The 24,769-nt window shown below is 68.2% G+C and carries 24 protein-coding genes; 16 read left to right on the forward strand and 8 right to left on the reverse strand.

What is annotated here, in order from left to right:
- Positions 1-23: 23 nt before the first annotated feature.
- Together F9288_RS18100 and murI are read right to left on the reverse strand one after the other, a co-directional pair.
- Entirely contained in the window at positions 24-1,649 is a 1,626-nt protein-coding gene (locus tag F9288_RS18100; protein ID WP_254620939.1) for a hypothetical protein, read from the reverse strand.
- A 2-nt stretch (positions 1,650-1,651) separates the two neighbouring features.
- Complete coding sequence (gene murI / locus F9288_RS18105) at positions 1,652-2,443, reverse strand: glutamate racemase (protein WP_174838074.1); 792 nt, start codon at positions 2,441-2,443, stop codon at positions 1,652-1,654.
- Positions 2,444-2,618: 175 nt separating this feature from the next.
- Between murI and plsY the strand changes: the two genes are divergently transcribed.
- From plsY to topA, 4 genes are all read left to right on the forward strand, one after another.
- On the forward strand, positions 2,619-3,185 hold the full coding sequence (gene plsY / locus F9288_RS18110; protein WP_254620940.1) for a glycerol-3-phosphate 1-O-acyltransferase PlsY: 567 nt from the start codon (positions 2,619-2,621) through the stop codon (positions 3,183-3,185).
- Complete coding sequence (gene dprA / locus F9288_RS18115) at positions 3,178-4,248, forward strand: DNA-processing protein DprA (protein ID WP_174838075.1); 1,071 nt, start codon at positions 3,178-3,180, stop codon at positions 4,246-4,248. The genes plsY and dprA overlap by 8 nt, the downstream gene beginning before the upstream one ends.
- On the forward strand, positions 4,245-4,613 hold the full coding sequence (locus tag F9288_RS18120) for a hypothetical protein (RefSeq protein ID WP_217482552.1): 369 nt from the start codon (positions 4,245-4,247) through the stop codon (positions 4,611-4,613). Before dprA ends, F9288_RS18120 begins: the two co-directional genes overlap by 4 nt.
- Positions 4,614-4,674: 61 nt before the next feature.
- Positions 4,675-7,194 carry a type I DNA topoisomerase gene (gene topA, locus F9288_RS18125; protein ID WP_174838076.1) on the forward strand — a complete coding sequence of 840 codons (2,520 nt, stop codon included), beginning with the start codon at positions 4,675-4,677 and terminating at the stop codon, positions 7,192-7,194.
- Between the two features lie 30 nt (positions 7,195-7,224).
- Here the strand turns inward: topA and F9288_RS18130 are convergent, their stop codons facing one another.
- Together F9288_RS18130 and panC are read right to left on the reverse strand one after the other, a co-directional pair.
- Positions 7,225-7,521, reverse strand: a complete 297-nt coding sequence (locus F9288_RS18130) for a hypothetical protein (protein ID WP_174838077.1) — start codon at positions 7,519-7,521, stop codon at positions 7,225-7,227.
- Positions 7,522-7,605: 84 nt separating this feature from the next.
- Positions 7,606-8,451: a pantoate--beta-alanine ligase gene (gene panC, locus F9288_RS18135; RefSeq protein ID WP_174838078.1), complete on the reverse strand. Its 846-nt coding sequence runs from the start codon at positions 8,449-8,451 to the stop codon at positions 7,606-7,608.
- A 42-nt stretch (positions 8,452-8,493) separates the two neighbouring features.
- Between panC and F9288_RS18140 the strand changes: the two genes are divergently transcribed.
- From F9288_RS18140 to F9288_RS18190, 11 genes are all read left to right on the forward strand, one after another.
- A complete protein-coding gene (locus F9288_RS18140; RefSeq protein ID WP_174838079.1) occupies positions 8,494-9,324 on the forward strand; it encodes a division plane positioning ATPase MipZ in 831 nt (276 codons plus the stop codon).
- On the forward strand, positions 9,324-9,593 hold the full coding sequence (locus tag F9288_RS18145) for a J domain-containing protein (protein ID WP_174838080.1): 270 nt from the start codon (positions 9,324-9,326) through the stop codon (positions 9,591-9,593). The genes F9288_RS18140 and F9288_RS18145 overlap by 1 nt, the downstream gene beginning before the upstream one ends.
- Before the next feature lie 11 nt (positions 9,594-9,604).
- Positions 9,605-10,990, forward strand: a complete 1,386-nt coding sequence (gene pgmG, locus F9288_RS18150; RefSeq protein WP_174838081.1) for a phosphoglucomutase/phosphomannomutase PgmG — start codon at positions 9,605-9,607, stop codon at positions 10,988-10,990.
- 4 nt (positions 10,991-10,994) lie between these two features.
- The gene (locus tag F9288_RS18155; protein ID WP_174838082.1) at positions 10,995-11,753 is read left to right on the forward strand and encodes an exonuclease domain-containing protein; all 759 of its coding nucleotides are present in this window, start codon (positions 10,995-10,997) and stop codon (positions 11,751-11,753) included.
- A gap of 199 nt (positions 11,754-11,952) precedes the next feature.
- Positions 11,953-13,647, forward strand: a complete 1,695-nt coding sequence (locus F9288_RS18160; protein WP_174838083.1) for a hypothetical protein — start codon at positions 11,953-11,955, stop codon at positions 13,645-13,647.
- A gap of 101 nt (positions 13,648-13,748) precedes the next feature.
- A complete protein-coding gene (pstS, locus tag F9288_RS18165) occupies positions 13,749-14,783 on the forward strand; it encodes a phosphate ABC transporter substrate-binding protein PstS (protein ID WP_174838084.1) in 1,035 nt (344 codons plus the stop codon).
- A 68-nt stretch (positions 14,784-14,851) separates the two neighbouring features.
- Positions 14,852-15,787, forward strand: a complete 936-nt coding sequence (gene pstC / locus F9288_RS18170) for a phosphate ABC transporter permease subunit PstC (RefSeq protein WP_174838085.1) — start codon at positions 14,852-14,854, stop codon at positions 15,785-15,787.
- The gene (gene pstA, locus F9288_RS18175) at positions 15,784-16,635 is read left to right on the forward strand and encodes a phosphate ABC transporter permease PstA (RefSeq protein ID WP_254620941.1); all 852 of its coding nucleotides are present in this window, start codon (positions 15,784-15,786) and stop codon (positions 16,633-16,635) included. Before pstC ends, pstA begins: the two co-directional genes overlap by 4 nt.
- On the forward strand, positions 16,632-17,510 hold the full coding sequence (locus tag F9288_RS18180) for a phosphate ABC transporter ATP-binding protein (RefSeq protein WP_174838086.1): 879 nt from the start codon (positions 16,632-16,634) through the stop codon (positions 17,508-17,510). The genes pstA and F9288_RS18180 overlap by 4 nt, the downstream gene beginning before the upstream one ends.
- Positions 17,511-17,518: 8 nt before the next feature.
- On the forward strand, positions 17,519-18,244 hold the full coding sequence (gene phoU, locus F9288_RS18185) for a phosphate signaling complex protein PhoU (RefSeq protein ID WP_174838087.1): 726 nt from the start codon (positions 17,519-17,521) through the stop codon (positions 18,242-18,244).
- Between the two features lie 142 nt (positions 18,245-18,386).
- On the forward strand, positions 18,387-19,721 hold the full coding sequence (locus tag F9288_RS18190; RefSeq protein ID WP_254620942.1) for a carbohydrate porin: 1,335 nt from the start codon (positions 18,387-18,389) through the stop codon (positions 19,719-19,721).
- Between the two features lie 141 nt (positions 19,722-19,862).
- Here the strand turns inward: F9288_RS18190 and F9288_RS18195 are convergent, their stop codons facing one another.
- Together F9288_RS18195 and F9288_RS18200 are read right to left on the reverse strand one after the other, a co-directional pair.
- A complete protein-coding gene (locus F9288_RS18195) occupies positions 19,863-21,170 on the reverse strand; it encodes a S9 family peptidase (protein ID WP_254620943.1) in 1,308 nt (435 codons plus the stop codon).
- On the reverse strand, positions 21,167-21,367 hold the full coding sequence (locus F9288_RS18200; RefSeq protein ID WP_174838088.1) for a hypothetical protein: 201 nt from the start codon (positions 21,365-21,367) through the stop codon (positions 21,167-21,169). Before F9288_RS18200 ends, F9288_RS18195 begins: the two co-directional genes overlap by 4 nt.
- Positions 21,368-21,400: 33 nt before the next feature.
- Here F9288_RS18200 and F9288_RS18205 point away from each other — a divergent pair, with 33 nt between their 5' ends.
- On the forward strand, positions 21,401-21,643 hold the full coding sequence (locus F9288_RS18205) for a hypothetical protein (RefSeq protein ID WP_174838089.1): 243 nt from the start codon (positions 21,401-21,403) through the stop codon (positions 21,641-21,643).
- Between the two features lie 47 nt (positions 21,644-21,690).
- Here F9288_RS18205 and F9288_RS18210 read toward each other — a convergent pair whose 3' ends face one another.
- A complete protein-coding gene (locus F9288_RS18210; protein WP_174838090.1) occupies positions 21,691-23,352 on the reverse strand; it encodes an AMP-binding protein in 1,662 nt (553 codons plus the stop codon).
- Positions 23,349-24,752: an aldehyde dehydrogenase family protein gene (locus F9288_RS18215; protein WP_174838091.1), complete on the reverse strand. Its 1,404-nt coding sequence runs from the start codon at positions 24,750-24,752 to the stop codon at positions 23,349-23,351. Before F9288_RS18215 ends, F9288_RS18210 begins: the two co-directional genes overlap by 4 nt.
- Positions 24,753-24,769 lie beyond the last annotated feature (17 nt).

The raw sequence follows: 24,769 nt of genomic DNA on the forward strand, positions 1-24,769 counted from the left end.
GTCAGCAACTTCGCCAGCGGAAACTATGGCGCCGCCATCGACCACGGCCGTCTTTCGCGCACGTCGAGCCGGCAGAGGCCATGGAGATCGTGGATGTGCGCGTAAAAGGCCACGCGGCGCTCGTAATCCTGGTCGAGCGGGCGGGCGAAGCTCCAGTCGGGCGGGGTGAAGGTCGCCCAGCCGTTGATCGTCGGCACCCGCCAATGCTCGGCAAGCAGCATCGCATCGACATTGTGCGCGAATTGCGCGTGCTCCGCCGGTGTGCGGAAGACCGGCTCGCCCACGCGCGCGGCGACGACGTAGAAGCTGCGGCAGGCGGGCGGCGGCGCCGGGATCGACCACAAGGCGGCGCGCTGCTCGCGCGCGTCGAGCGCGGCGGCGGCGGGATCGAGGTTGATCTGCTCGGCGACCAGCAGGAACACGATCGCGCCCGCGCGCCACGGCCGGCCGCGCGCCAGCGCCGCCAGCCGCTCCCGCCACACCGCCGCCGTCAGGAGCAGCAGCGGCAGGATCAGGAAAAGCTGGAAACGCAGCACGACCCGCAGCCCCGACGCGCCGGGCACGAGCCGGACCACCAGCCCCCATGGCGACAGCAGCCACAATTGCAGCGTCAACGCCCAGCCGACGACGATCGCCAGGGCATAGGTCCGCAGCATCGACGGGAACGATTCGCCGTGCCGCAGGACACGCCACGTCGCCACGGCCGCCAGCGCGAACAGCAGCGGGGGGAAACCGCTGACATGCTCGTCGCCCGGCACGGCCGGCCCGCGCCACAGCCAGCCCCACGCCAGATTGCCCGGCCCGACGTCGATCATGTCGACCAGCGGCGTGACGAGATAGGCCGTCACCGCCGCATAGCCGTGCTCCCCCGTCTCATGCGCCTTGGGCAGATAGACGGTGAGGAACGGGATAGCCGCGATCGCGAACACCGCCGCGCCCGCCGCCAGCGGCACCGCATGGCGGCGCAGCAGCACGGAGCCAGCGTCAGGCAGCGACTGCCGCTCGCGCCATGCCCAACAAGCAACGAACAGGCAGCCGAACCAGATGGTGAACCACGCCATGTAATAAGCGGTAATGAGCCACGCCGCCATCAGCAGCGCCAGCGCCGCCGCAAGTGCGGCGGCGCGGATCGTCCCGTCCCGCGCCGAGGCGCGCGCCGCCGTGATCGCCAGCGCGAAGGCGACCGGCACCAGCGCCACCGTCTGGAGCTGCGCATGGACCGCCTGCACCGCCATGCCGTTGGCGATGGTGAGCATCACCGCGACGAGGATCGCCATCCCCCGCCCCCAGCGCAGCACCTTCGCGACGAGCACATAGCTCGCGAAGAAGCCGATCGTCTTCCAGGTCGCGGCGGTCAGCGTATCGGCCAGGAACGGGTCGGCCATCGTCCGCCAGCCCGAATAGAACAGCCCCGACAGCAGATAGCCGTCGTTATAGCCGAGCACGGCCGGATGCGGATGGAAATAGAACGGTGCGTTCCATGCCGCCGCGCCGGTCAGCACGTTGCGCCAATGTTCGAGCAGACTGATCTCGATCAGCGCGTCGACGCGGTCGCCGAAGCCGAGCGCGAAGCCGCTGGCGATCGGTTGCGCGAAGGCGATGCCCATCGCCAGCAGCCAGGCCGCGATGACGAGCAGCCGGCCGCGCACGATCAGAGGCCTTCGATCCGGGGAAAGCCGTAGCGCGCCAGCGCGGGGGCGAGCGCCTCCCCGCCCGCGCCGGTGAACACCGCGACATCCTCCGCCCCTCGCGCGAAATCCTGCCCCTCGGTGAGATGGGCGATGCGCCGCGCGATCCCCGCGCCGCCGTCGACGAAGCGCACCCGATGCGATCCGGCGGCGGCGGCGAGTTCCGCCTCGACCAGCGGGAAATGCGTGCAGGCGTTGACGATCACGTCGATCGCCTCGCCCCCCGGCTGGTCGAACAGCCCGGCCAGCACGGCCGCATAGCGCGCGGGATCGGTCGGCTCGCCGCGCAATTTGGCTTCGGCGAGCCGCACCAGTTCGGCCGAGCCGTGGCGGATCACCCGGCAGTCCCCGGCGAAACGCGCGGCGAGATCGTCGACATAGGCTTGCCGCACCGTCGCCTCCGTGCCGAGCACGCCGATCGCGCGCGTCCCGCTCATCGCCCCCGCCGGCTTGATCGCGGGCACCGTCCCGACGATCGGCAGGTCCAGCGCCTGCCGGACGGCGGCGAGCGCGATGGTGGAGGCGGTGTTGCAGGCGATCACGATCAGGCGCGGCCGGTAACGCTCCGCCAGCCGCCCGAGCAGCGCGGGAACGCGCGCCGCGATCTCCGCCTCGCTCCGGGTGCCGTAGGGGAAGCCGGCCGAATCCGCGACATAGACGAACCGCGCATCGGGCACCGCCAGGCGCGCCGGCGCGACTATCGACAGGCCGCCCACTCCCGAATCGAAGAACAGGATCGGCCGGGCGTCGCTCATGCTCCCGACCTAGGGGTCAAAGCCGATCGGAACAACGTCGCGATCGCATCGGATATTTGATCGGGATTGATGCAGGTCAGTGGCACAGACCGATTCTATCAGCTAAATATGTGCTAAGCTAAAACAGGGGGCAGGTCTGGAAACCGGAATTATCTGGCTTGCGCCGTGCGCGGCGTTGCTGATCGGCTATCTTCTCGGCTCGATCCCCTTCGGCGTGATCCTTACGCGCATGTTTGGCGCGGGGGATCTGCGCGCTATCGGTTCCGGCAATATCGGCGCCACCAACGTGCTGCGCACCGGGCGCAAGGGGCTGGCCGCCGCCACCCTGCTGCTCGACATGGCCAAGGGTTTCGCCGCCGTCACGCTCGTCGATCGACTGTTTCCCGGCAATGCCGCGCTCGCCGCCGCGGGCGCGTTCTTCGGCCATTGCTATCCGGTGTGGCTCGCCTTCCGTGGCGGCAAGGGCGTAGCGACGCTGATGGGCATCGTGCTGGCGCTGCATTGGGAGCTCGGCCTCGTCTATGCGATCGTCTGGCTCGGGCTGCTCGCGGTATTGCGCGTCTCGTCGCTCGCGGGGATGGCCGCAGCGATCGCCGCGCCGGTCGCGGCGGCAGCATTCGGCTGGTTCGACATCGTGCCGTTGCTGATCGCTTTGACCCTGATCGTGCTGTGGAAGCATCGCGCCAATATCGCCCGGCTGATCGAGGGAACGGAACCGAGGGTCGGCGGCCAGCGTGAGTGAGATCGACCGGCTGCGGCTGATCCGCACGCCCGGCATCGGCCCGATCACCTGGCGGCAGCTCATCGCCCGCTTCGGCGACGCGGCGCGGGCGCTGGAGGCCTTGCCGGACCTCGCGCGGCGCGGCGGCGGCAAGGCCCCCACCCTGCCCGACCCGCGCACGATCGAGCGTGAGATGAAACAGGTCGCCAGTCTGGGCGCGCGCTACCTGTTCCTCGGCGACGCGGATTATCCGCCACTGCTCGCCGAGCTGGAGAATGCGCCGCCCGCGATCGTCGTGCGCGGCGACGGCGCGCTGGCCCGCCGCCCGACGGTCGCCATCGTTGGCGCGCGCAACGCCTCCGCCGCCGCCTGCCGCTTCGCGCGGGAACTGGCGCACGATCTGGCGCGCGAGGGCGCGGCGGTCGTCTCAGGTCTCGCGCGCGGAATCGACACCGCCGCGCACATGGGCGCCGGCCCCGCCACTATCGCGGTGATCGCCGGCGGGATCGACGTCGCCTATCCCCCGGAGAATGCCGCGCTTCAGGAGCGGATCGCGGAGGAGGCGCTGCTGATCGCCGAGATGCCGCCCGGCACCGAGCCACGCGCGCGGCACTTTCCGCACCGCAATCGCATCATCGCCGGTATCGCCGCAGGGACCGTGATCGTGGAAGCCGCCCCGAAATCCGGCTCGCTGATCACCGCGCGGCTCGCGAACGAGGCCGGGCGCGAGGTGATGGCGGTGCCGGGCAGCCCGCTCGATCCACGCGCACAGGGCTGCAACCTGCTGATCCGCGAGGGTGCGATCCTGGTGCAGAACGCCGCCGACGTGCTGGAGCAAATCCGGCCGATCGATCCCCGCGCCGTCCGCGCACCCGGCGCCTCATTCGGCAGTGCGCCGCCAGCCGATGCGGACGATGCCGCCCGGCTCGCGCTCACCGGATTGCTCGGTCCGGTGCCGGTGATGGTGGACGAACTGGTCCGCCAGTCCGGCCTCGCCCCGGCGGTGGTGCAGATCGTGCTGCTGGAACTGGAACTGGCCGGGCGGCTGGAGCGTCATGCCGGAGCGCGGGTGAGCCTGATATGACGGGGATCGGGATGACGGCGCCGAAATGGATATCGCGATGGTTCCGGGGCGCGGCGATCTACGGCCTGATCGTCCTGCTCCCGCAATATCTCTTGCCCCAGCCCGTGGGTGCGGAAGCAGTGGCCTATGGCTTCATTGGCACGGCCAGCGCGTTCCAGCTCATCTTCTGGATCATCGGCGGCGATCCGCCGCGCTATCGCGCGCTGATGCCGGTCTGCGTGCTGGAGAAGCTGGTGTTCGGCGTGCCGGTCGCGATCCTCTACGCCGGGGGCCGCGCGCCGGCCTTCCTGCTGCCGTTCGGGCTGATAGATCTGGCGCTCGGCGTCGGATTCCTGCTTGCATGGCGCGCGACGCCGCGCTCTTGACGGCCACCGCGACACCTCTCCACCCTCGCGCGTACACGTAAGGGACAGCGTTCAGACCACAATGCAGCTTGTCATCGTCGAATCGCCGGCCAAGGCGAAAACCATCGAGAAATATCTCGGCGCCGATTATCGCGTCCTCGCGAGCTACGGCCATGTCCGCGATCTGCCGCCGAAGGACGGATCGGTCGATCCCGACGACGGCTTCGCGATGGAATGGGAGAATTACGCCGACAAGGCCAGGCAGCTAAAGGCGATCGCGGACGAGGCGAAGAAGGCCGATCGCCTGATCCTCGCCACCGACCCCGATCGCGAGGGTGAGGCGATCTCATGGCACGTCCGCGAGGTGCTGCGCAGCCGCAAGGCGCTGCCGGACAAGGTGGAGCGCGTCACCTTCAACGCGATCACCAAGCCCGCCGTGACGGCGGCGATGGCCGCGCCGCGCGATCTCGATACCGATCTGATCGACGCCTATAAGGCGCGGCGCGCGCTCGATTATCTGGTCGGCTTCACGCTCTCTCCAGTGCTGTGGCGCAAGCTGCCGGGAGCGAAATCGGCGGGGCGCGTGCAATCGGTCGCGCTCAGGCTGATCGTCGATCGCGAGCGCGAGATCGAGGCGTTCAGGTCGCAGGAATATTGGTCCGTCACCGCGGCGATGGAGCAGGACGGCACGCAATTCGCCGCCCGCCTCGTCCAGTGGGAGGGCAAGAAGCTCGATCGCCTGTCGATCGGCGACGAGGGTACCGCGAGCCGCGCCAAGGCCGATGTCGAGGCCGGGCGCTTCACCGTCCAGTCGGTCGAGACGAAGCCCGCGACGCGCAACCCGCCGCCGCCCTTCACCACCTCGACGCTCCAGCAGGAAGCGGCACGCAAGCTCGGCTTCTCCGCCAGCCACACCATGCGGATCGCGCAGGCGCTCTACGAGGACGGCGCGATCACCTATATGCGGACGGACGGCGTGCAGATGGACGGCTCCGCCATCTCGGCGGCGCGCAAGGCGGTCGCCGACCGTTACGACGCCAGCTATGTGCCGGACAAGCCGCGCCAGTATCAGACCAAGGCGAAGAACGCGCAGGAAGCGCACGAGGCGATCCGTCCGACCGATTTCTCGCGCGATCGCGCGGGCTCGGGCGACCACGCCCGCCTCTACGAGCTGATCTGGAAGCGCGCGCTGGCGAGCCAGATGGCATCCGCGCGGATGGAGCGCACCACCGTCGAGCTGGCGGACGGCACCGGCCGCCACATCCTGCGCGCGACCGGACAAGTCGTCCTGTTCCCCGGCTATCTCGCGCTCTACGAGGAGGGCGTGGACGATGCCGAGGGCGACGACGCCCGCCGCCTACCCCGGATGCGCGAGGGCGATGCGCCGGCGAAGAAGGCGGTCGAGGCCGAACAGCATTTCACCCAGCCGCCGCCGCGCTTCTCCGAAGCGTCGCTGGTCAAGCGCATGGAGGAACTGGGCATCGGCCGCCCCTCCACCTACGCATCGATCATCCAGACGCTTAAGGACCGCTCCTACGTCCACATCGAGAAGAATCGCTTCTTCGCGGAGGAGAGCGGGCGCCTGGTGACGGCCTTCCTCGAACGCTTTTTCGAGCGTTACGTGGGCTATGATTACACTGCCGAGCTGGAGGAGGAGCTGGACGACGTATCCGGCGGCCGCGCGCAATGGCAGGCGGTGCTGGAGGCGTTCTGGCGCGATTTCAAGCCGCGCACGACCGAGGTGATGGAGCAGAAGCCCTCCGACATCACCGCCGCGCTCGACCAGTTCCTCGCACCCTTCCTGTTCCCGGAGCGGGCGGACGGCGGTGATCCGCGCGCATGCCCCAATTGCGGCGACGGCAAGCTTGCCCTTCGAGGTGGCCGGTTCGGCGCGTTCATCGCCTGCTCCAATTATCCGGAATGCAAATACACCCGCCGCTTCGCCCAGCCGGGCGGCGAGAACGGCGAAAGCACCGGCCCGGAATCGCTCGGCCGCGATCCGGAGACCGGGCTGGAGGTGGAGCGCAAGTCCGGGCGCTTCGGCCCCTATATACAGCTCGGCGAGGGCAAGGAGGCGAAGCGCGCCTCGATCCCCAAGGATATCGGCGAGCTCGATCTCGAATGGGCGCTCAAGCTGCTCAGCCTGCCGCGCACGATCGGCGATCACCCGGGAACGGGCAAGCCGATCACCGCTTCGATCGGACGTTACGGGCCATATCTGGCACATGATGGCAAATATGCCCGGCTCCAGTCCACCGCCGAGGTGTTCGAGACGGGGATGAACGCCGCCGTGGTGAAACTGGCGGAGGCGGCGGCCGGCGGCGGTCGTCCGCAGCGCGGCGCGAGCAGGGAGCCGCTCAAGGTGCTCGGCCCGCATCCGCGTACCGAGGTTGAGATCAGGCTGATGGAGGGGCGTTACGGCCCTTACGTCACCGACGGCACCACCAACGCCACGATGCCCAAGACGATCGCCCCGGACCAGCTCACGCTGGAAGAAGCCGCGCAACTGATCGACGCCCGCGCGACAGCTCCGGCAAAGGGAAAGAAGAAAGCCGCGCCGAAGAAAAAGGCGGCCGCGAAGAAACCGGCGGCGAAGAAGTAGCGCGCCTTCTCCAGCGGTAAATTGCCCCGCCTAAGCCGCCCGTGCCCGGTGCGCGCCCATCCAATCGCGCGCGGCGCGCTGGGCGGTGGCGATTTCGCGGGCGGTCATATCGCCGGCGATTTCGGCGCGAGCAGCCTGCGCCGCCTCGTCGCCGGCGATCGCGGCGAGGTTGAACCATTTGTGCGCCTCGATCAGGTCGAAGACCACGCCGGACGTGCCGGTCGAATAAGCCACGCCAAGATCGTAACACGCCATCGAATCCCCCCGCGCGGCATCGCGCAGGCGGCTTTCGATCAGAAAATTCGCGCTCTTGAGACTGTTCCCCATCCCTTTGCCCCCGGTTTCATGATGAACCGATCGCAAGGTCTGCGGCAGATGGTCTTCAAAAATGGTTAACGGCGTTAAGCCTGCCTATTGGCCATCATCGACCGCGATATTGTCGATGAGCCGCGTCGCGCCCATCCGCGCCGCCGCCAGCAGCCGGCGGGGGCGCCCCGCCTCAGGCTCGGTGCCGAGTGTCTCCGCATCGACCAGCGCGACATAGTCCACCGCGAAGCCGGCCGTCTCCAGACTCGACTCCGCCTCGGCCAGCGCGGCCGCCGGATCGTCGCCGCGCCCGATCGCGCGCGCCGCGATCCCCAGCACACGGGGCAGTGCCACCGCTTTCTGGCGCTCGGTCTCATCGAGATAGATGTTGCGCGAGGAAAGCGCGAGGCCGTCGTCGTCGCGCTGCGTCGGCACGCCGACGATCTCGATATCGAAATCCATGTCCGCCACCATGCGGCGGATCACCTGGAGCTGCTGGTAGTCCTTCTCGCCGAAATAGGCGGCATCCGGCGTCACCTGATTGAAAAGCTTGGAAACCACCGTCGCCACGCCATCGAAGTGTCCGGGCCGGGCCGCGCCGTCCAGCCCTTCGGTCACGCCGGACACATGCACCCCGGTCGCAAAGCCATCCGGGTACATCGTCTCGACCGCCGGCAGCCATGCGAGGTCGCAGCCGGCCTCCTCCAGCATCCTGAGGTCCGCCATCTCGCGGCGGGGATAGCGGGAAAGGTCCTCGTTCGGCCCGAACTGCTTCGGATTGACGAAGATCGACGCGACCACTTTCGTGCCCGGCCGCCTGGCCGCCTCGACCAGCGCGATATGCCCGGCATGCAGCGCACCCATCGTCGGCACCAGCGCGACGCGCATGCCCTCAGCACGAAACTCCCTCACCGCATCACGCAATGCGGCAAGGTCACGAACGATCAACACGCGATCTTACCCCCTCGTCCTTGACGGACCGGGCTTCTATGGATGCCTATCCAGGGGATCAACAAGGGATTCGACGAATTGCCCAGCGGTAACGGACAGACCCACGTCATCGTCTTCGCGAACGAGAAGGGCGGGACGGGAAAATCGACCACGGCGGTGCATGTCGCGATCGCGCTGGCGGCGCAGGGGGCGCGAGTCGCGTGTCTCGATCTCGATCATCGCCAGCGCACGATGGGGCGGTATCTCGACAATCGCGCCGAAACGGTGCGGCGGACGGGCGCTGAGCTGGCGGTGCCGCGCCACGCCACCGGAGACGGCGAGGAGGGCGGCAATTTCGAATCGCTGTTCGCGGACCTCGCGGACGGCAGCGACTATCTGGTGGTCGACACGCCGGGCCGCGACGACCCGCTGGCGCGACTCGCCGCCGCGCGCGCCGACACGCTGGTCACGCCGATGAACGACAGCTTCGTCGATTTCGACCTGATCGGGCAGGTCCACCCCGAAACCTTCAAGGTGACTCGCCCCAGCTTCTATTCCGAGCTGATCTGGGACGCGCGCAAGGCCCGAGCGAAGGCGGACGGCACGACGATCGACTGGGTGGTGCTCAGGAACCGCCTCCAGCATATCGAGGCGCGCAACATGCGCCGCGTGTCGGACGCGCTGGACCAGCTTTCCAAGCGCGTCGGCTTCCGTATCATTCCGGGGCTGGGCGAGCGCGTGATCTACCGCGAATTGTTCCCCGCCGGCCTCACCATGCTGGACGCGAAGGAATTTGGCGCGATGGGCCTCAGCCATGTCGCGGCACGACAGGAATTGCGCGAGATGATGGCAGGGCTGGCGCTTCCAGAACCGGCGCTGCCGCTGTTCGCCTGATGGCGAAGCTCGTCCTCGCACTGCTCGTCGCCTATGCCGGCTGGCGGCTGTGGAAGGATGCGCTGGGCACGGAGCCGAAGCGCCCTGAAACGGCGGAGCGGAAAGCGGCGCGCGATCTGCTCGGCGTCGGGCCGCGCGCGAATGCGGAGGCGATCCGCGCGGCGCACCGCCGGCTGATGGCGGAGGCGCATCCCGACCATGGCGGCTCGGACAACCGCGCGCGGGCGCTGAATGCCGCGCGCGATCTGCTGCTGGGCCGCGCGGCGTAACGGGAGGATCGATGACGCATCGTTTCGCCCCCTCGATCCTGCGCGATTACGATATCCGCGGCGTGGTCGGGCGGACGCTGCACACGGCGGACGCCGCCGCGCTGGGGCGGAGCTTCGGCACGCTGGTCCGGCGAGCGGGCGGCTCGGCGGTCGCGGTCGGCTATGACGGGCGACTGACCTCCCCCGCGTTGGAGGCGGCCCTCGTTGAGGGGCTGACCGCCAGCGGCGTGGACGTGGTGCGGATCGGCCTCGGCCCCTCGCCGATGCTCTATCACGCCGCAGCGACCCTAGCCGTGGATGGCGGGATACAGGTAACAGGCAGTCACAATCCCGGCGATCACAACGGCTTCAAGATGCTCCACCAATGCCGCCCGGTGTTCGGCGCGGCGATCCGCGATCTCGCGCGGATGGCGGAGGCCGGGGATTGGGAAGCGGGCGCCGGTCGCGTCTCCACCGCCGACGTGCTCGATTCCTATGTCCGCCGTGTCGCCGAAGGCTGCGCGGGCAGCTTGCGAATCGGCTGGGACGCGGGGAACGGGGCCGCCGGCCCGGCGATCGAGCAGCTCGTCAAGCTGCTGCCGGGTGAGCATCATCTGCTGTTCACCGAAGTCGACGGCAATTTCCCGCATCATCATCCCGATCCCACCGACGACGCCAATCTCGCCGACCTGCGCGCACTGGTCGCCGCGAAGAAGCTCCATTTCGGCGTGGCCTTCGACGGTGACGGGGACCGGATCGGCGCGATCGACGGCGAAGGCCGCGTGCTGCGCGGCGATCAGATCCTGTCCATTCTGGTCGAGCCTGTGCTGCGCGCTTCGCCCGGCGCGGCGATCGTCGCCGACGTCAAGTCGAGCAGCGCGCTGTTCGATCGCATCGCCGCGCTCGGCGGGCGACCGGTGATGTGGAAATCCGGCCATAGCAACATCAAGGCGATGATGCGCGAACTGGACGCGCCGATCGCCGGCGAGATGAGCGGCCATATCTTCTTCGGCGGCGACTGGCTTGGGTTCGACGACGCGCTCCACGCGGCGGTGCGGCTGATCGGCGCGGTCCATGCCTCGGGCCGGACGCTGGCGGCGCTGCGCGACGCGATGCCGCCGCTGGTCAGCACGCCGGAGCTGCGTTTCGCGGTCGATCCGGCGCGCAAGGAGAAGGTGGTGGCAGAAGTCGTAGCGCGGCTGCGCGCGGCGGGCGCGGCGGTGGACACCACGGACGGCGCGCGCGTCTCCACGCCGGACGGCTGGTGGCTGCTGCGCGCCTCCAATACCGAGGACATGCTGACCGCGCGCGCCGAGGCGGGCAACGACAACGCGCTCGCGCGCACGGTGGCGACGATCGACGCGCAACTCGCGCTCAGCGGCGTCGCTCGACATGACGCGCCGAAGGCCCCACATTAGGGCGATGCGTCCCACGCCAAGCATCATCCGCGTCATCGATCTCGAAACCACCGGCCCCGCCCCGCCCCAGCATGGGGTGTGCGAAATCGGCTGGCAGGACGTGGCGCTCGGTGCCGACGGTCGATGGGAACTGTCGGGCGATGGCGGCAACCGCATGGTCAATCCCGGCCGTCTCATGCCGCCGATCACGCAGGCGATCCATCACATCCGCGACGAGGATGTCGCCGACGCGCCATGGTGGCATGACGTCGCGCGGCAGGTGCTCGATCCATGGCCACGCCGCGTCGCGCTCGCCGCGCATCGGGCGGATTTCGAGCAGGTGTTCTGCACCCCCGCGCTGACCCACGGCGCGGAATGGATCTGCACCTGGAAATGTGCGCTCAGGCTATGGCCGGATTCGCCGAGCTTCTCCAATCAGGTGCTGCGCTACTGGCGCAAGCCGGAAGGGCTGGTCCATGAACGCGGGCTACCCGCGCACCGCGCCTTCCCCGACGCCTATGTCACCGCCTTCCACCTGCGCGACATGCTGAACGAGGCGAGCCTTGCGCAGCTCCTCGAATGGTCGCGCCTGCCGGGGCTGCTGCCGCGCGTGCGCTACGGGCCGGATCGCGGCAAGGACTGGCGCGAGATCGACGAGGACAGCCTGATCGGTTTCCTCACCGATCGCGATCCCGACATCCGCTTCACCGCCGAGACCGAGATGGCGCGGCGGCACGGCGGCGGCAATGTCGGTCGCCCCAGCCCGCAGGACCTGCTGCTGTAGTTACTGCCGCGCGAATCCCAGCCCGATTGAGCACCATACGACACGGCAGCGATGGCGAGGCCGCTCGCCGGCCATCTGCCATGGAGCGCGCCGCGTGCTGTTGCGCCGCACAAGATTCCGCGACGGGCGTCGCAAATCCGTCATAAAACGCTCCTATTGCCGCCGCACCGGGAGAAGCCAAAGACGAAAGGGCGGAATAGTGAAACGGGCCTTCATCCTGGGCGTGTCGGCGATGGCGCTGACATGCAGCACAAACGCGTGGGCTGATCCGGCGGGAGCGCATCGTTGCGCCGCGCACGGCGCGAAAAGCCGGCAGCACAATTGCCCCCGTCCACGCCGCGCCGCCGCGAGTGACGATGTGCATGAGGAGATCGCGCAGCTTCGCGCCGAGATCGCGGAGCTGCGCCAGCAGCTTGCCGAGCAATCGGCCGCCGCCCGCGTCCTCGCCGCGGCGCCGCCGGCCGCCGCTCCAGCGCCCGCGCCGGCGGTCGACACCGCCAGCGCCGCCGCGATCGCCTCGCTCACGCAGCGGAACGAGGAACTGACGCGCCGCGTCGACAAGATGGAGAAGCCCGGTCACCTGCCCTTCAAGGGCATCAGGATCACGCCGGGCGGCTTTGTCGAGATGACCTCGATCTACCGCAGCAACAACACCGGCGCGGATATCGCGTCGAGCTTCAACAACATCCCCTTCCCGCAGAGCCGCGTGGCCAACACCCACGAATATCGCATGACGGCGCGCCAGAGCCGCCTGTCGCTGCTGGCGGAGGGCGATCCCGGCAAGCAGACGCATCTCGCGATGTACGGCGAGTTCGATTTCCAGGCCGCCGGCGTCACCGCCAATTCGAACCAGACCAATTCGTACAGCCCACGCATCCGCCATCTCTACGGCACGGTCGACCAGAAGCTGAACGACGACGTCACCGCGCATCTGCTGTTCGGCCAGAACTGGTCGCTCGCCACACTGAACGGCAAGGGCATCACGCCGCGCAACGAGGTCACCCCGCCGGTGGTCGAGGCGCAATACGTCCCCGGTTTCGTCTTCACCCGCCAGCCGCAGCTTCGCCTGACGCTGGATCTGGACAAGAAATGGTGGTTCGCGCTCTCGCTCGAAAATCCGCAAACCACCTTCGGCGGCACGGTTCCGGCGATTGCGAGCCTCGTCACCACGGTGCCGGCGGGCAGCGGCTTCGGCGGCAACGGCATCAGCGAGAACGCACTGTCGATCAACCACTATCCCGACGTGATCGGCAAGGTCGCCTATGAAGGCGCCTATGCCGGCGGCCGCACACTGCATGTCGAGGCGTTCGGCATGGTGCGCGACTTCTATGAGCGGCTGGACGGCGCGAACCGGAACTTCCGCGGCTGGGGCGTAGGCGGCGGCATCGCCACCCAGATCGTGCCGGGCCTGCTGGACGTGCAATTCAGCGGGATCGTCGGCCGGGGCATCGGCCGTTACGGCGCGAGCGGTCTGCCGGACGTCACGTTCAATCCGGACGGCACCCTGGCGCCGGTGCGCGAATATATGCTGCTCGGCGGCCTGACCGCGCATCCGACCAGCGCGCTCGACATCTACGTGTTCGGTGGCGAGGAAAGCCAGGATGCGCATTACACCACCGTCGGCGGGATCAACTATGGCCTCGGCAACCCGAACTTCATCGGCACCGGCTGTCTGATCGAAGGTTCGCCGCTGCCCTGCACCGTGCAGACCAAGGCGGTGAAGCAGATCACCGCCGGCTTCTGGCAGCGGATGATGCAGGGGTCTTGGGGCCGCGTGCAGGCCGGCATCCAATACAGCCACACCCTGCGCGACACGTTTGAGGTCACGCAGGGCGGCGCGCCCACGGCCAAGGAGGACATCGGCTTCTTCAGCCTCCGTTACTACCCGTTCTGAATTGTCACAAACCTGTCATCGAACGCGCGCAGAGCACCCGAAGCAACGTGGGGCATCCTGCGCGAATCAGGCTGCGCGCGTTCGGATCTGAGGAGCATCCAATGTTCAAGAAGTTCGTGATTGGCGCGGCGGCGGTTGCCGTTGGGGGCGCCGCGATCGCTGCCGACATTTCCGGCGCGGGAGCGACCTTCCCCGCCCCGATCTACGCCCGCTGGGCGGAGATCTATAGCAAGCAGACCGGCCAGCGCATGAATTACCAGGCGATCGGTTCCGGCGGCGGTATCAAGCAGATCAAGGCCGGCACCGTCGATTTCGGCGCGAGCGACAAGCCGCTGAAGCCGCAGGAACTGAGCGAGGCCGGGCTGTACCAGTTCCCGACCGTCGTGGGCGGCGTCGTGCCGGTGGTGAATTTCAACGGCCTGCGCGCCGGACGCCTGCACCTGACCGGCGAGGTGCTCGGCGATATCTTCCTCGGCAAGATCCGCCGCTGGAACGATCCGGCGATCACGAAGCTGAATCCCGAGCTGCGCATCCCGCCGGCGGCGATCACCGTCGTCCACCGTTCGGACGGTTCGGGCACCTCGTTCCTGTTCACCTCCTATCTGTCGATGAAGAACGCCGAATGGGCGAAGAAGGTCGGCGCGAGCGACGCGGTGGAATGGCCGACCGGCCTCGGCGGCAAGGGCAATGACGGCGTGACCGCCTTCGTCAAGCAGACCGCCGGTTCGATCGGCTATGTCGAATATGCCTACGCCAAGCAGAACAACCTCCCCTACGTGGCGGTGCAGAACAAGGCCGGCAAGTTCGTTCCGGCCAATGCGGCGAACTTCGCGGCGGCGGCGGCCGGCGCGCGCTGGACCAGCGCGCCGGGCAACTACCTGCTGCTGCTCGACCAGCCGGGCGCGGCAACGTGGCCGATCACCGGCGCGACCTTCATCCTGATGCGCCGCAACCAGACCAATGCCGCCAACGGGCAGGCGGTGCTGAAGTTCTTCGACTGGGCGTACAAGAACGGCGACGCCGAGGCGGCGAAGCTGGACTTCGTGCCGCTGCCGCTGGCGGTGAAGGCCGCGATCCGCAAGCAATGGGCGACGAACGTCACGGCGGGCGGCAAGCCGGTCTACGTCTCGCGCTGATCCTTTGCCCCCGGGGCGGCGCGCCGGCATCGCGGGCGCGCCGCCCCTCCCCAATCCAAGGAATCGGGATGAGCGATCCCACCGCCGCCGGCCGCAGCCCGCTCGGCGAAGACATTTTCCGCTACCTGTGCCTGTCGGCGGCGACCCTGCTGCTCGTGATCCTCGCGGGCGTTGTGGTCAGCCTGGCGATCGGCGGGTGGCCGGCGTTCGCCAAGTTCGGCTTCGGCTTCCTCACCGCCGAGCGCTGGAACCCAGTGGACGACATCTATGGCGCGGCGGGGCCGATCGTCGGCACGCTCGTCACCTCCTTCCTGTCGCTCGCGATCGCGCTGCCGCTGGCAATCGGCGTGGCGGTGTTCCTTACCGAATTCGCGCCGGAGCGGCTCGCGCGGCCGATCGCGGTGGCGGTGGAACTGCTCGCCGGAATCCCCTCGATTGTCTACGGTATGTGGGGGCTGTTCGTGTTCGCGCCGTGGTTCGCGCAGACCGTGCAGCAGCCGATCGCCATGTCCGTCACGCCCGGATCGTGGCTCGACACGCTGACGCAGGGCGTGCCCAACGGCGCCAATATCTTCACCGCCTCGATCATCCTCGCGATCATGATCCTGCCCTATATGGCGGCGGTGTTCCGCGAGCTGCTGCTCACCGTGCCGGCGCAGGTACGCGAGGCCGGGTTCGGCATCGGCTGCACCTCGTTCGAGGTGACGTGGCGGATCTGCATCCCCTATGTCCGCACCGGCGTGCTCGGCGTCATCATGCTCGGGCTGGGCCGCGCGCTGGGCGAGACGATGGCGGTGACGTTCATCATCGGCAACTCGCACGGCTTCCCCAAGAGCCTGTTCGATTCCGGCTCCACCATTGCCTCCACCATCGCCAACGAGTTCGCGGAGGCCAGCACCGACATGCACAGCGCCGCGCTGATCGCGCTCGGGCTGGTGCTGTTCCTCATCACCTTCGGCGTGCTGGCGCTCGCCCGCCTGCTGCTCGCGAGGACGACGCGATGACCCGGATGACCGCACGCGCGCGCCGCCGCTCGATCGTCAACCTGATTTTCGTCGCCGCCTGCGGGATGACGGCGGTGATCGCGCTCGGGGCGCTGGCGCTGATCGGCTGGTCGCTGCTGTCGAAGGGCGTCGGCGGGATCAACGCCGATCTGTTCACCATGTCCCAGCCCGCGCCGGGGTCGCGCGGCGGCCTGCTCAACGCGATCGTCGGGTCGGTGATCCTGTGCGGGCTGGCGATGGTGTTCGCCGTGGTCGTGGGCGTGCTCGCGGGGACCTGGCTCTCCGAATATGGCGGACGCACGAAGCTCGGCCATGCGGTGCGCTTCCTCAACGACGTGCTGCTCTCCGCGCCGTCGATCCTGATCGGCCTGTTCGTATCGGAGCTGCTGGTCCGCAACGTCATCGGCCACTTCTCCGCCCTCGCCGGCTCGATCGCGCTCGCCATCCTCGCGGTGCCGATCGTCACGCGGACGACGGAGGACATATTGCTGCTGCAACCCACCGCCTTGCGCGAGGCGGGCATGGCGCTGGGCGCGACGCGCGCCTTCGTCGTGCGCAAGATCGTATGGCGATCGGCGGCGACCGGCCTGCTCACCGCCGGGCTGCTCGGTTTCGCGCGCATTTCGGGCGAGACGGCGCCGCTGCTCTTCACCTCGCTCGGCAACCAGTTCTTCAGCGTCAACCTGCTGCAACCGATCGCCAGCCTGCCCACCACCATCTTCCAGTTCGCGCTCAGCGCCTATGACGACTGGCAGCGCCTCGCCTGGGCCGGCGCCTTGCTGATCGCGGCGTCGGTGCTGGCCATCAACATCGCGGGACGCGCGATCATCCACAGGAAAACATCATGAGCCTCATCGACAACGAGGCGGGCGAGACGTTCGAGTGCTCGATCACCGCGCCGCCGGCGGAAAGCCTCATCCTGGAAGCGCGCAACCTCGATTTCTTCTACGGCAAGAAGCAGACCCTGTTCGGCGTCGACCTGCCGGTGGAGCGCAACAAGATCACCGCGCTGATCGGCCCGTCCGGCTGCGGCAAGTCGACGCTGCTACGCACGCTGAACCGCATCTACGAGCTGTATTCCGGTCAGCATGCGGTGGGCCGCATCATCCTCGACGGACATGACGTGCTGGGCGACAAGGTCAATGTCGCCCGCCTGCGCGCGCGCGACGGCGACGCGGCGGAAATCACGCCGAACCGCATGGACCTCGCCACGTTGCGTTCGCGCGTCGGCATGGTCTTCCAGAAGCCGACGCCCTTCCCCATGTCGATCTACGAGAACATCGCGTTCGGCGTGCGCCTCTACAAGAAGGTGCGGGGCGGGGAGATGGACGAGATCGTCGAACGCTCGCTGCGCCGCGCCGCCTTGTGGGACGAGGTGAAGGACAAGCTCAGGGAATCCGGCCTCGGCCTGTCGGGCGGGCAGCAGCAGCGGCTGTGCGTCGCGCGCGGGCTGGCGATCGACCCGGAGGTGCTGCTGCTCGACGAGCCGGCCTCGGCGCTCGATCCGATCTCCACCGCGAAGCTGGAAGACACGCTCAACGAGCTGAGCGACAATGTGACGATCGTGATCGTCACGCACAATCTGCATCAGGCCGCGCGGCTGGCGCAGCATACCGGCTTCATGTTCCTCGGCCGGATGGTCGAGTTCGGGCCGACCGAGGAATTCTTCGCCGCACCGAAGCTGCGGCGGACACGCGACTATGTCACCGGCCGATTTGGGTGAGGCGAGAGATGAACGACACTACCGGCAGCGGCGATCGCCATACCGTCGCGGCATTCGATGCGGAGCTGGGCGGACTGCGCACCACCGTGATGGAGATGGGCGGGCTGGCCGAATATGCCCTCGCCAACGCGCTCTCCGCCTTGTCCGACGCCGATGACGAACGCGCGCGCAAGGTGGTGGAGGGCGACGCGGCGATCGACGCGCTCGAACGGCGGATCGACCAGCAGGTGATCCAGACGCTGATGCGCCGCTCCCCCTTCGCGGACGATCTGCGCGAGGTGCTGATGGCGCATCGCGTCTCCGGCTATCTGGAGCGCGTCGGGGATTATGCCAAGGGCGTCGCGCGCCGGGTGCCGTCGATGCGCTCGCCGACCGAACGCCGCGCGGCCAAGGTGCTGAGCGAGCTTGGCTCCCGCGCCTATGACATGCTGGTCGGCGTGCTCAACGCCTATGCCGCGCGCGACCCGGAAAAGGCCAAGGCGGTCTATGAGGGCGACGCGCGCATCGACGAGGAATATCAGCGCGTGTTCCTCGCGCTGCTCGCCCAGATGGCGAACGACGCCTCGACCATCCCGGCGGTCGGCCAGCTCCTGCTCGCGGCCAAGAGCCTTGAGCGGACCGGCGATCAGGCGACCAATATCGCCGAGCTGATCTATTCGACCTATACCTCCTCGAAACTGTCCTCTCGCGGGGAGCGGGGCATCGACGAGGGCGGAGCCAACGAACCGGGGTGAACCGAGGTCCGGGGAGAGACGTTTCTCCCTCAGCGTTGCGCTTTGCCGGTCGCCGGGAAGCGATCCGACACATATATCGCCGCGGGAACCGTGTGAGCCGCCGGGGGCTTCGCGCACGATCCCGTCTTTGAAGGAAATCTTCTTGGCCGACCGGCGTCCTTTTCCCCCTCACCCCGCCCTGCTCGCCGGCGCGCTGCTCTCCGTCCCGGCGCTGGCGCAGGATGCCGGACCGGACACGGGTAGCGCGCCTTGGGCGGTCCACGCGCAGGCGACGCTGGTGACGCAGGGGGTGTTCGGCTTCCGCTCGCCCTATTCCGGGCCGAACAGCCTCGCGTCGCGTCAGGCGAAGGAGACGTTCGACGCGACGCTCTACGCCGGTGTGCGGCCGTGGGACGGCGCCGAGCTGTGGATCAACCCGGAGGTCGATCAGGGCTTTGGCCTGTCCGATACGTTGGGCGTCGCGGGCTTTCCCAGCGCGGAGGCGTATAAGGTCGGCAAGAGCGCGCCCTATGTCCGGCTGCAACGCCTGTTCTTCCGCCAGACGATCGGACTGGGCGGGGAGAGCGAGGCGATCGAGGCCGCCGCCAACCAGTTCGCCGGGCGTCGGCGCACCGACCGGCTGGTGCTGACGATCGGCAAGTTCGGCGTCGGCGACGTGTTCGACACCAATCGCTACGCCCATGATCCGCGCGGCGATTTCCTCAACTGGACGATCGTCGACGCGGGCACGTTCGATTATGCGGCGGATGCGTGGGGCTACAGCACCGGGGCGGCGGCCGAATGGTATCGGGGCGCATGGACGCTGCGGCTCGGTGTATTCAACCTGTCCAAAGTGCCGAACGGGGAGACGCTGGAACGCGATTTCAGCCAGAACCAGCTCGATCTGGAAATAGAGCATCGCCATTTGCTCGCCGGCCACTCCGGCGCGGTGCGGGTGACATTGTTCCGCAACCACGGCCGCTTCGGCCGGTTCGACGATGCGCTCGCGCTGGCGGCGGGCAACGGCAAAGCTCCCGACACGGCGCTGGTGCGGCGGGCGATGGACCGGCCCGGCGTGGACGTGAACCTGGAGCAGGAACTGACCGCCACGCTCGGCCTGTTCGCGCGCGCCGGCCTGGCCGACGGCGCGATCGAGCCCTACGACTTCACCGATGTCGATCGCAGCGCCGCGATCGGCGGAGCGCTGAAGGGCGCGCATTGGGGCCGCGCCGACGACACGGTCGGGCTGGCGATGGTGGTCAACGGCATCACGGCGGAGCACCGGCGGTACCTCGACGCGGGCGGGATCGGCGTGCTGGTCGGCGACGGGCGGCTGCCCCATCCCGGCGCGGAGGCGATCGCCGAAGCCTATTACGACTGGCAACCGCGCAAGGGCATCGACGTGACGATCGACTATCAGTTCATCGCCAACCCCGGCTACAACCGCGATCGCGGCCCCGCCAACGTCGTCGCGCTGCGCCTGCACGGCGGGTTCTGAACCGCATGCCGGCGCCTCATGACAAGACTCTCCGTCGCGCCGCCCTCGCGATGCATGTCGGACTCAAATCTCCGATCCTTGGCCCGACGATCGAGGCGAGGACGACGGCGACGGGCCAGCCCGCTTCCCGCCCTGGCCGCATCATCCCGCCGGCCCGGCGATCCGCGCCGTACCATAGCCCGCGCCGATCCGGCCGTTGCGGATGAAATCGACCATCATGCGGAAATAGCCGTCTGGCTGGCGCGTCGAGAGCCGCTTGCCGTCGGGGCCGATTTCATATTCGTAGATGCCGTGCTCGGTGTGCGGGAACATGACGGTCGTGATGGGACGGCCGTTCGCCGCCAGCGCCTTCAATCGGCGCGCAGTCTCCGCGCTTGGGGCGTCCATGTCGTTCTCGGCCAATATCCAGAGCTGCGGGACGGCGAGGTTGCGCAGCACCGGCATCGGATCATATTGCCACGGGATGCCGGCCAGCAGCGCGGGCCCCAGTTCCCGCAATTCCGCCGCATCCTTCTCCAGCAGGACGTAGCTCACATCACCCCGAACATGGCGAAACCACGGCTCCTGCCCGTATTTCCGCCGCACCGCCGCGATCCCGTCATAGCCTTCGCGGAAATCGCTGAGCAGCACCGCGGCGGTCGCGTCCGCGACCTCCATCGCCTTCGCCCCGATGTCCGCGCCATAACCGCGATCGCGCATGTTGAGCGCGATCGCCTCGCGATCCTCCTCCAGCGGCGACACCGCCAGCCCGAAGCCGACGATGACGAAATCGACCGGCTCGATCCGCGCGGCAAGCGGCGCGACCCAGCCTCCCTGGCTGCCGGCCTGATAGCCCACCTTCCCCGCCCGCGCGCCGGCCAGCCGCTTCGCCTCATGCACCGCCGCGATCGCATCGTCGGCGAGCAGCAGATAGTCCTGCGTATATCGGCCACCCGACGCGCCGCTGCCGCGCTTGTCATAGACGAAAACGCCAATTCCCCGCGCGGCGAACTGTCGCTGCAAGGCGAAGTTGACGATGCCCGACTCATGCTCCGAGCCGTGGATCAGGACGACGATCGGCACCTTGCCCGCGCCCTTGGGCAGAATGAGCCGCCCGGCGAGATCGACGCCAGCGCCTCTGAACCTCGTATCGGTGACGTCGAACGGAATGCGCTTGCCGGCAACTTCGGCGAAACGGACCGCCCCCTGGTCGCAATCGAAGGTGACGGTCTTGCCATCCGGGCGATCGGTCCAGCCGAGCGTGCTGGTCCATTGCCCCGATCCGGCGGGAGTGAGCTTGCCGGTGGTGCCGTCCTCCAGCCGCCAGCGCCACGCGGTTCCTTCAGACGGCCCGATATCGAGATTGCGGCCATCGGCAAGAGCATAGGAGCCGATCCGGCAGTCCGGCCCGGCCGCCAGCGACGGCGTGGCGACCATGGCCGCCAGCAGGATGAGGGAGAAGCGTTTCACGCCAGCATCCTGAGCCGGGCGGCGCAATCGCGCAACGGCTGGCCGCTCTGCTCGACCTTGGCGAGCGACATCGCTCCGGTGAACAGCGCGACCGCTATCACCGCAAAGCCTTCGGGATCGGCCATGTCCGATCCGTTCGCGCGCAGCTTCTCGACGATCGCCGTCCGCCATTTGCGATATTCGGCGCCGATCAGCATGCGCAATTTCTGGTCGGAAGCGGAGAGCTGCCGGTGATCGGCGCCTATGTGCCTGAAGAACAGGCCAATTTTCCGCGCCTGCCGGTGCGTCAGGGTGAAAAGCTATTCGTCTGGTTCTCCCGCGCCAGCGACCGCGTGACATTCGATCGCGCGATGCGGCGGCTCGTCCGCAGCAAGGTCTGGACGGAAGACGTCGCGGGCGGCCTCAGGGACGCGGAGGAACGGGTGCCGCAGCCATTGTATCTGGCGCCCACCCCTCGTTCGATCCTGCGATAAAGGCAGGCCGCCGGCGACGGCGACCGGCCAGCGTTGCGCGAGGGCATCTATGGTCGCGAGAGCCGACGTTCCGTCCGCAAGTCCCGCGCTTCCAGCTCCGCCTCCATGACGCGGCGCATCTCGAACTTCTGCGCCTTGCCGGTGACGGTCATCGCGAACGCCTCGACGATGCGGATGTAGCGCGGCACCTTGTAGTGCGCGATGCGGCCCTTGCAGTGCGCCAGCACCTCCTCGGCGGTCAGCGCCGCATCGGGGCGCGGGATGATCCAGGCGCAGACCTCCTCGCCATAGGTCTCGTCCGCCACGCCGAACACCTGCGCGTCGGCGACCGCATCGTGGCCGAGCAGGAACTCCTCGATCTCGCGCGGGTAGATGTTCTCGCCGCCGCGGATGATCATGTCCTTGATGCGGCCGGTGATGCGGACATAGCCGCGCTCGTCCATCGTCGCGAGGTCGCCGGAATGCATCCAGCCGTCGGCATCAATCGCCTCGGCGGTCTTTTCGGGGTCGTCCCAATAGCCGCGCATTACCGCATAGCCGCGCGAGCAATATTCACCCTGCTCGCCATAAGGCAGCGTCGCGCCGTCGGGGCCGACGATCTTCGCCTGCGCATGGGGATGCACGCGGCCGACCGAGCCGACCCGCTCCTCGATCGGATCGTCGGTGGCGGTCTGGGTGGTGAGCGGGCTGGTCTCGGTCATGCCGTAGCCGATCGTCACCTCGCGCATGTTGAGACGCTCCATCACCTCGCGCATCGTGGCGAGCGGACACGGCGAGCCGGCAAGGATGCCGGTGCGCAGCGAGGATGTGTCGGTGACCGCCAGAATGGGGTGGTTGAGGATGGTGATGAACATCGTCGGCACGCCGTAGAGCGCGGTGCAGCGTTCCGCCGCCACGGCCTCCAGCACGCGGACGGGTTCGAAGCTTTCCGCCGGATAGATCAACGCCGCGCCGCTCGTCACCGCCGCGAGATTGCCCAGCACCATGCCGAAGCAATGATAAAGCGGCACCGGCACGCAGATGCGGTCCGCCGGGGTGAGGTGCAGGGTGCGAGCGGTGAAATAACCGTTGTTGAGGATGTTGCGATGGGTGAGCGTCGCGCCTTTGGGCAGGCCGGTGGTGCCGCTGGTGAACTGGATGTTGATAGCGTCGTTCGGATCGAGCGCGGCTTCCGCCGCCGCCAGCGCGGGCGCATCGGGCGCGGCGCGAAGCGCGCTCCACGGCAGGAAGCCGTCGTGCGCTTCATCGCCGAGCGTGACGATCAGCCGCAGCCCCGGCACCTTCGCCGGCCAGATCTCGCGCAGCATGGCGAGATAGTCGCTGCTCTTGAAGCTCGCCGCCGTCACCAGCATGGCGCAGCCGACCTTGTTCAGCGCATATTCGACCTCCGTCACGCGATAGGCCGGGTTGATGTTGACGAGGATCGCGCCGATCCGCGCGGTGGCGAACTGGATCACCGCCCATTCGGCGCAATTGGGCGCCCAAATGCCGACCCGGTCGCCCTTCCCCACGCCGCGCGCCAGCAGGCCCGTGGCGACGCGATCGACCTCCGCGTCGAACGCGCGCCACGTCCAGCGGATCGCCTGATGACGCGAGACGAGCGCCAGATCGTCGCCCCACCGCGCGGCGGCCTGGCGCAGCGCCGCGCCGATGGTGATCTCCAGCAGCGGCGTATCGGTCGGCCCGCTGGCGATGGAAAGCCCGTTCATCGTTTGACGTTCACCACCTTGAGCTGCGTATATTCGGCCAGTCCCTCGACAGACTGCTCCGCGCCGAGGCCGGATTGCTTGAAGCCGGCCATCGGGATGTGCGGGCCGATCGCGACATGCTGGTTGACCCATACCTGCCCGGCGTCGATCCGCCCGGCGATATCGGTGGCGCGGGCGATATCCTTGCTCCACACCGATCCGCCGAGGCCGTAATCAGAGGCATTGGCGCGGGCGATCACATCCTCCACGTCGTCGAAGCGGATCACCGGCAGGATCGGGCCGAACTGTTCCTCGTCGACGATCTTCGCGCCATCGGTCACATCGCGGACGATGGTCGGCTCGATGAAATAGCCGGCGCGCTCCATCGCCTTGCCGCCGGCGATGATATTACCCTCCGCGCGTGCGGCGTCGAGGAAGCCCTTCACCTTCTCGAACTGCATCCGGTTCTGGATCGGGCCGATACGCGCTCCCTGCTCCAGCCCGTCGCCGACCACCGCCTCCTCGGCGAGCCGGGCAAGCTCCGCGCACATCGCGTCATAGATGTCGGCGTGAACATAGGCGCGCTTCACCGCGAGGCACACCTGCCCGCAATTGAGGAAGGCGCTGTCGAAGATCGCCCGCGCCGTCTCGCGCACGTCCACGTCGTCCAGCACGATCGCGGCGTCGTTGCCGCCAAGCTCCAGCGTGATGCGCTTGAGCGTGTCGGCGCTGTTGGCGGCAATCCGCTTGCCGGTGGCGGTGGAGCCGGTGAAGCCGACCTTGGCGACATCGGGATGCGCCGTCAGGTGCGAGCCGAGATCGTTGGCGTCGGTGATGATGTTGACCACGCCGGCCGGGAAGATGTCCTTCGCCAGCTCGCCCAGCCGGAGCGCGGTGACGGGCGTGGTCGGCGCGGGCTTGAGCACGATGGCGTTGCCCGCCAGCACGGCCGGGCCGATCTTCCAGCAGGCGACCAGCAGCGGGAAGTTCCACGCGATGATGCCGACCACCACGCCGAGCGGTTGGTGCCGGACGGCGATATAGCCGTTCTCGTCATCCTGGATGACGCGATCCGGCAGCTCCAGCGTGGCATAATGGCGCAGATAGCCCTCCGTCCACGCGATCTCGCCCTTCGCCTCGGCGAGCGGCTTGCCCTGCTCCATCGTCAGCAGCCGGGCGAGTTCGTCGCCGTTCGCGGCGATCGCGTCCGCCAGCGCGACGATCGCCGCGCGGCGCTCCGCGATCGGCCGCGCGGCCCATGCCGACTGCGCGGCGCGGGCGGCGGCGATCGCGGCATCGGCGTCAGTGGTGTCGGCGCGGGGCACGGTGGCGAACGCCTCCCCTGTCGCCGGGTTGACGACCTCCATATGCTCGCCCGCGTCGACGAGCTTGCCTCCAATCAGCATCCGATAGTCGGTCATTATCCTCTCCAGCGCGT

Origin of the sequence: Sphingomonas sp. CL5.1 (assembly GCF_013344685.1) — a bacterium.
Taxonomy (GTDB): domain Bacteria; phylum Pseudomonadota; class Alphaproteobacteria; order Sphingomonadales; family Sphingomonadaceae; genus Sphingomonas.

Excerpts from the sequence above, each read along its gene's own strand:
- murI (WP_174838074.1), bottom strand. The coding sequence starts at position 2,443 with ATGAGCGACGCCCGGCCGATCCTGTTCTTCGATTCGGGAGTGGGCGGC.
- F9288_RS18120 (WP_217482552.1), top strand. The coding sequence starts at position 4,245 with ATGACGGGGATCGGGATGACGGCGCCGAAATGGATATCGCGATGGTTC.
- topA (WP_174838076.1), top strand. The coding sequence starts at position 4,675 with ATGCAGCTTGTCATCGTCGAATCGCCGGCCAAGGCGAAAACCATCGAG.
- F9288_RS18130 (WP_174838077.1), bottom strand. The coding sequence starts at position 7,521 with ATGGGGAACAGTCTCAAGAGCGCGAATTTTCTGATCGAAAGCCGCCTG.
- F9288_RS18140 (WP_174838079.1), top strand. The coding sequence starts at position 8,494 with ATGCCTATCCAGGGGATCAACAAGGGATTCGACGAATTGCCCAGCGGT.
- F9288_RS18145 (WP_174838080.1), top strand. The coding sequence starts at position 9,324 with ATGGCGAAGCTCGTCCTCGCACTGCTCGTCGCCTATGCCGGCTGGCGG.
- pgmG (WP_174838081.1), top strand. The coding sequence starts at position 9,605 with ATGACGCATCGTTTCGCCCCCTCGATCCTGCGCGATTACGATATCCGC.
- F9288_RS18155 (WP_174838082.1), top strand. The coding sequence starts at position 10,995 with ATGCGTCCCACGCCAAGCATCATCCGCGTCATCGATCTCGAAACCACC.
- pstS (WP_174838084.1), top strand. The coding sequence starts at position 13,749 with ATGTTCAAGAAGTTCGTGATTGGCGCGGCGGCGGTTGCCGTTGGGGGC.
- pstC (WP_174838085.1), top strand. The coding sequence starts at position 14,852 with ATGAGCGATCCCACCGCCGCCGGCCGCAGCCCGCTCGGCGAAGACATT.
- pstA (WP_254620941.1), top strand. The coding sequence starts at position 15,784 with ATGACCCGGATGACCGCACGCGCGCGCCGCCGCTCGATCGTCAACCTG.
- F9288_RS18180 (WP_174838086.1), top strand. The coding sequence starts at position 16,632 with ATGAGCCTCATCGACAACGAGGCGGGCGAGACGTTCGAGTGCTCGATC.
- phoU (WP_174838087.1), top strand. The coding sequence starts at position 17,519 with ATGAACGACACTACCGGCAGCGGCGATCGCCATACCGTCGCGGCATTC.
- F9288_RS18200 (WP_174838088.1), bottom strand. The coding sequence starts at position 21,367 with ATGCTGATCGGCGCCGAATATCGCAAATGGCGGACGGCGATCGTCGAG.
- F9288_RS18210 (WP_174838090.1), bottom strand. The coding sequence starts at position 23,352 with ATGAACGGGCTTTCCATCGCCAGCGGGCCGACCGATACGCCGCTGCTG.
- F9288_RS18215 (WP_174838091.1), bottom strand. The coding sequence starts at position 24,752 with ATGACCGACTATCGGATGCTGATTGGAGGCAAGCTCGTCGACGCGGGC.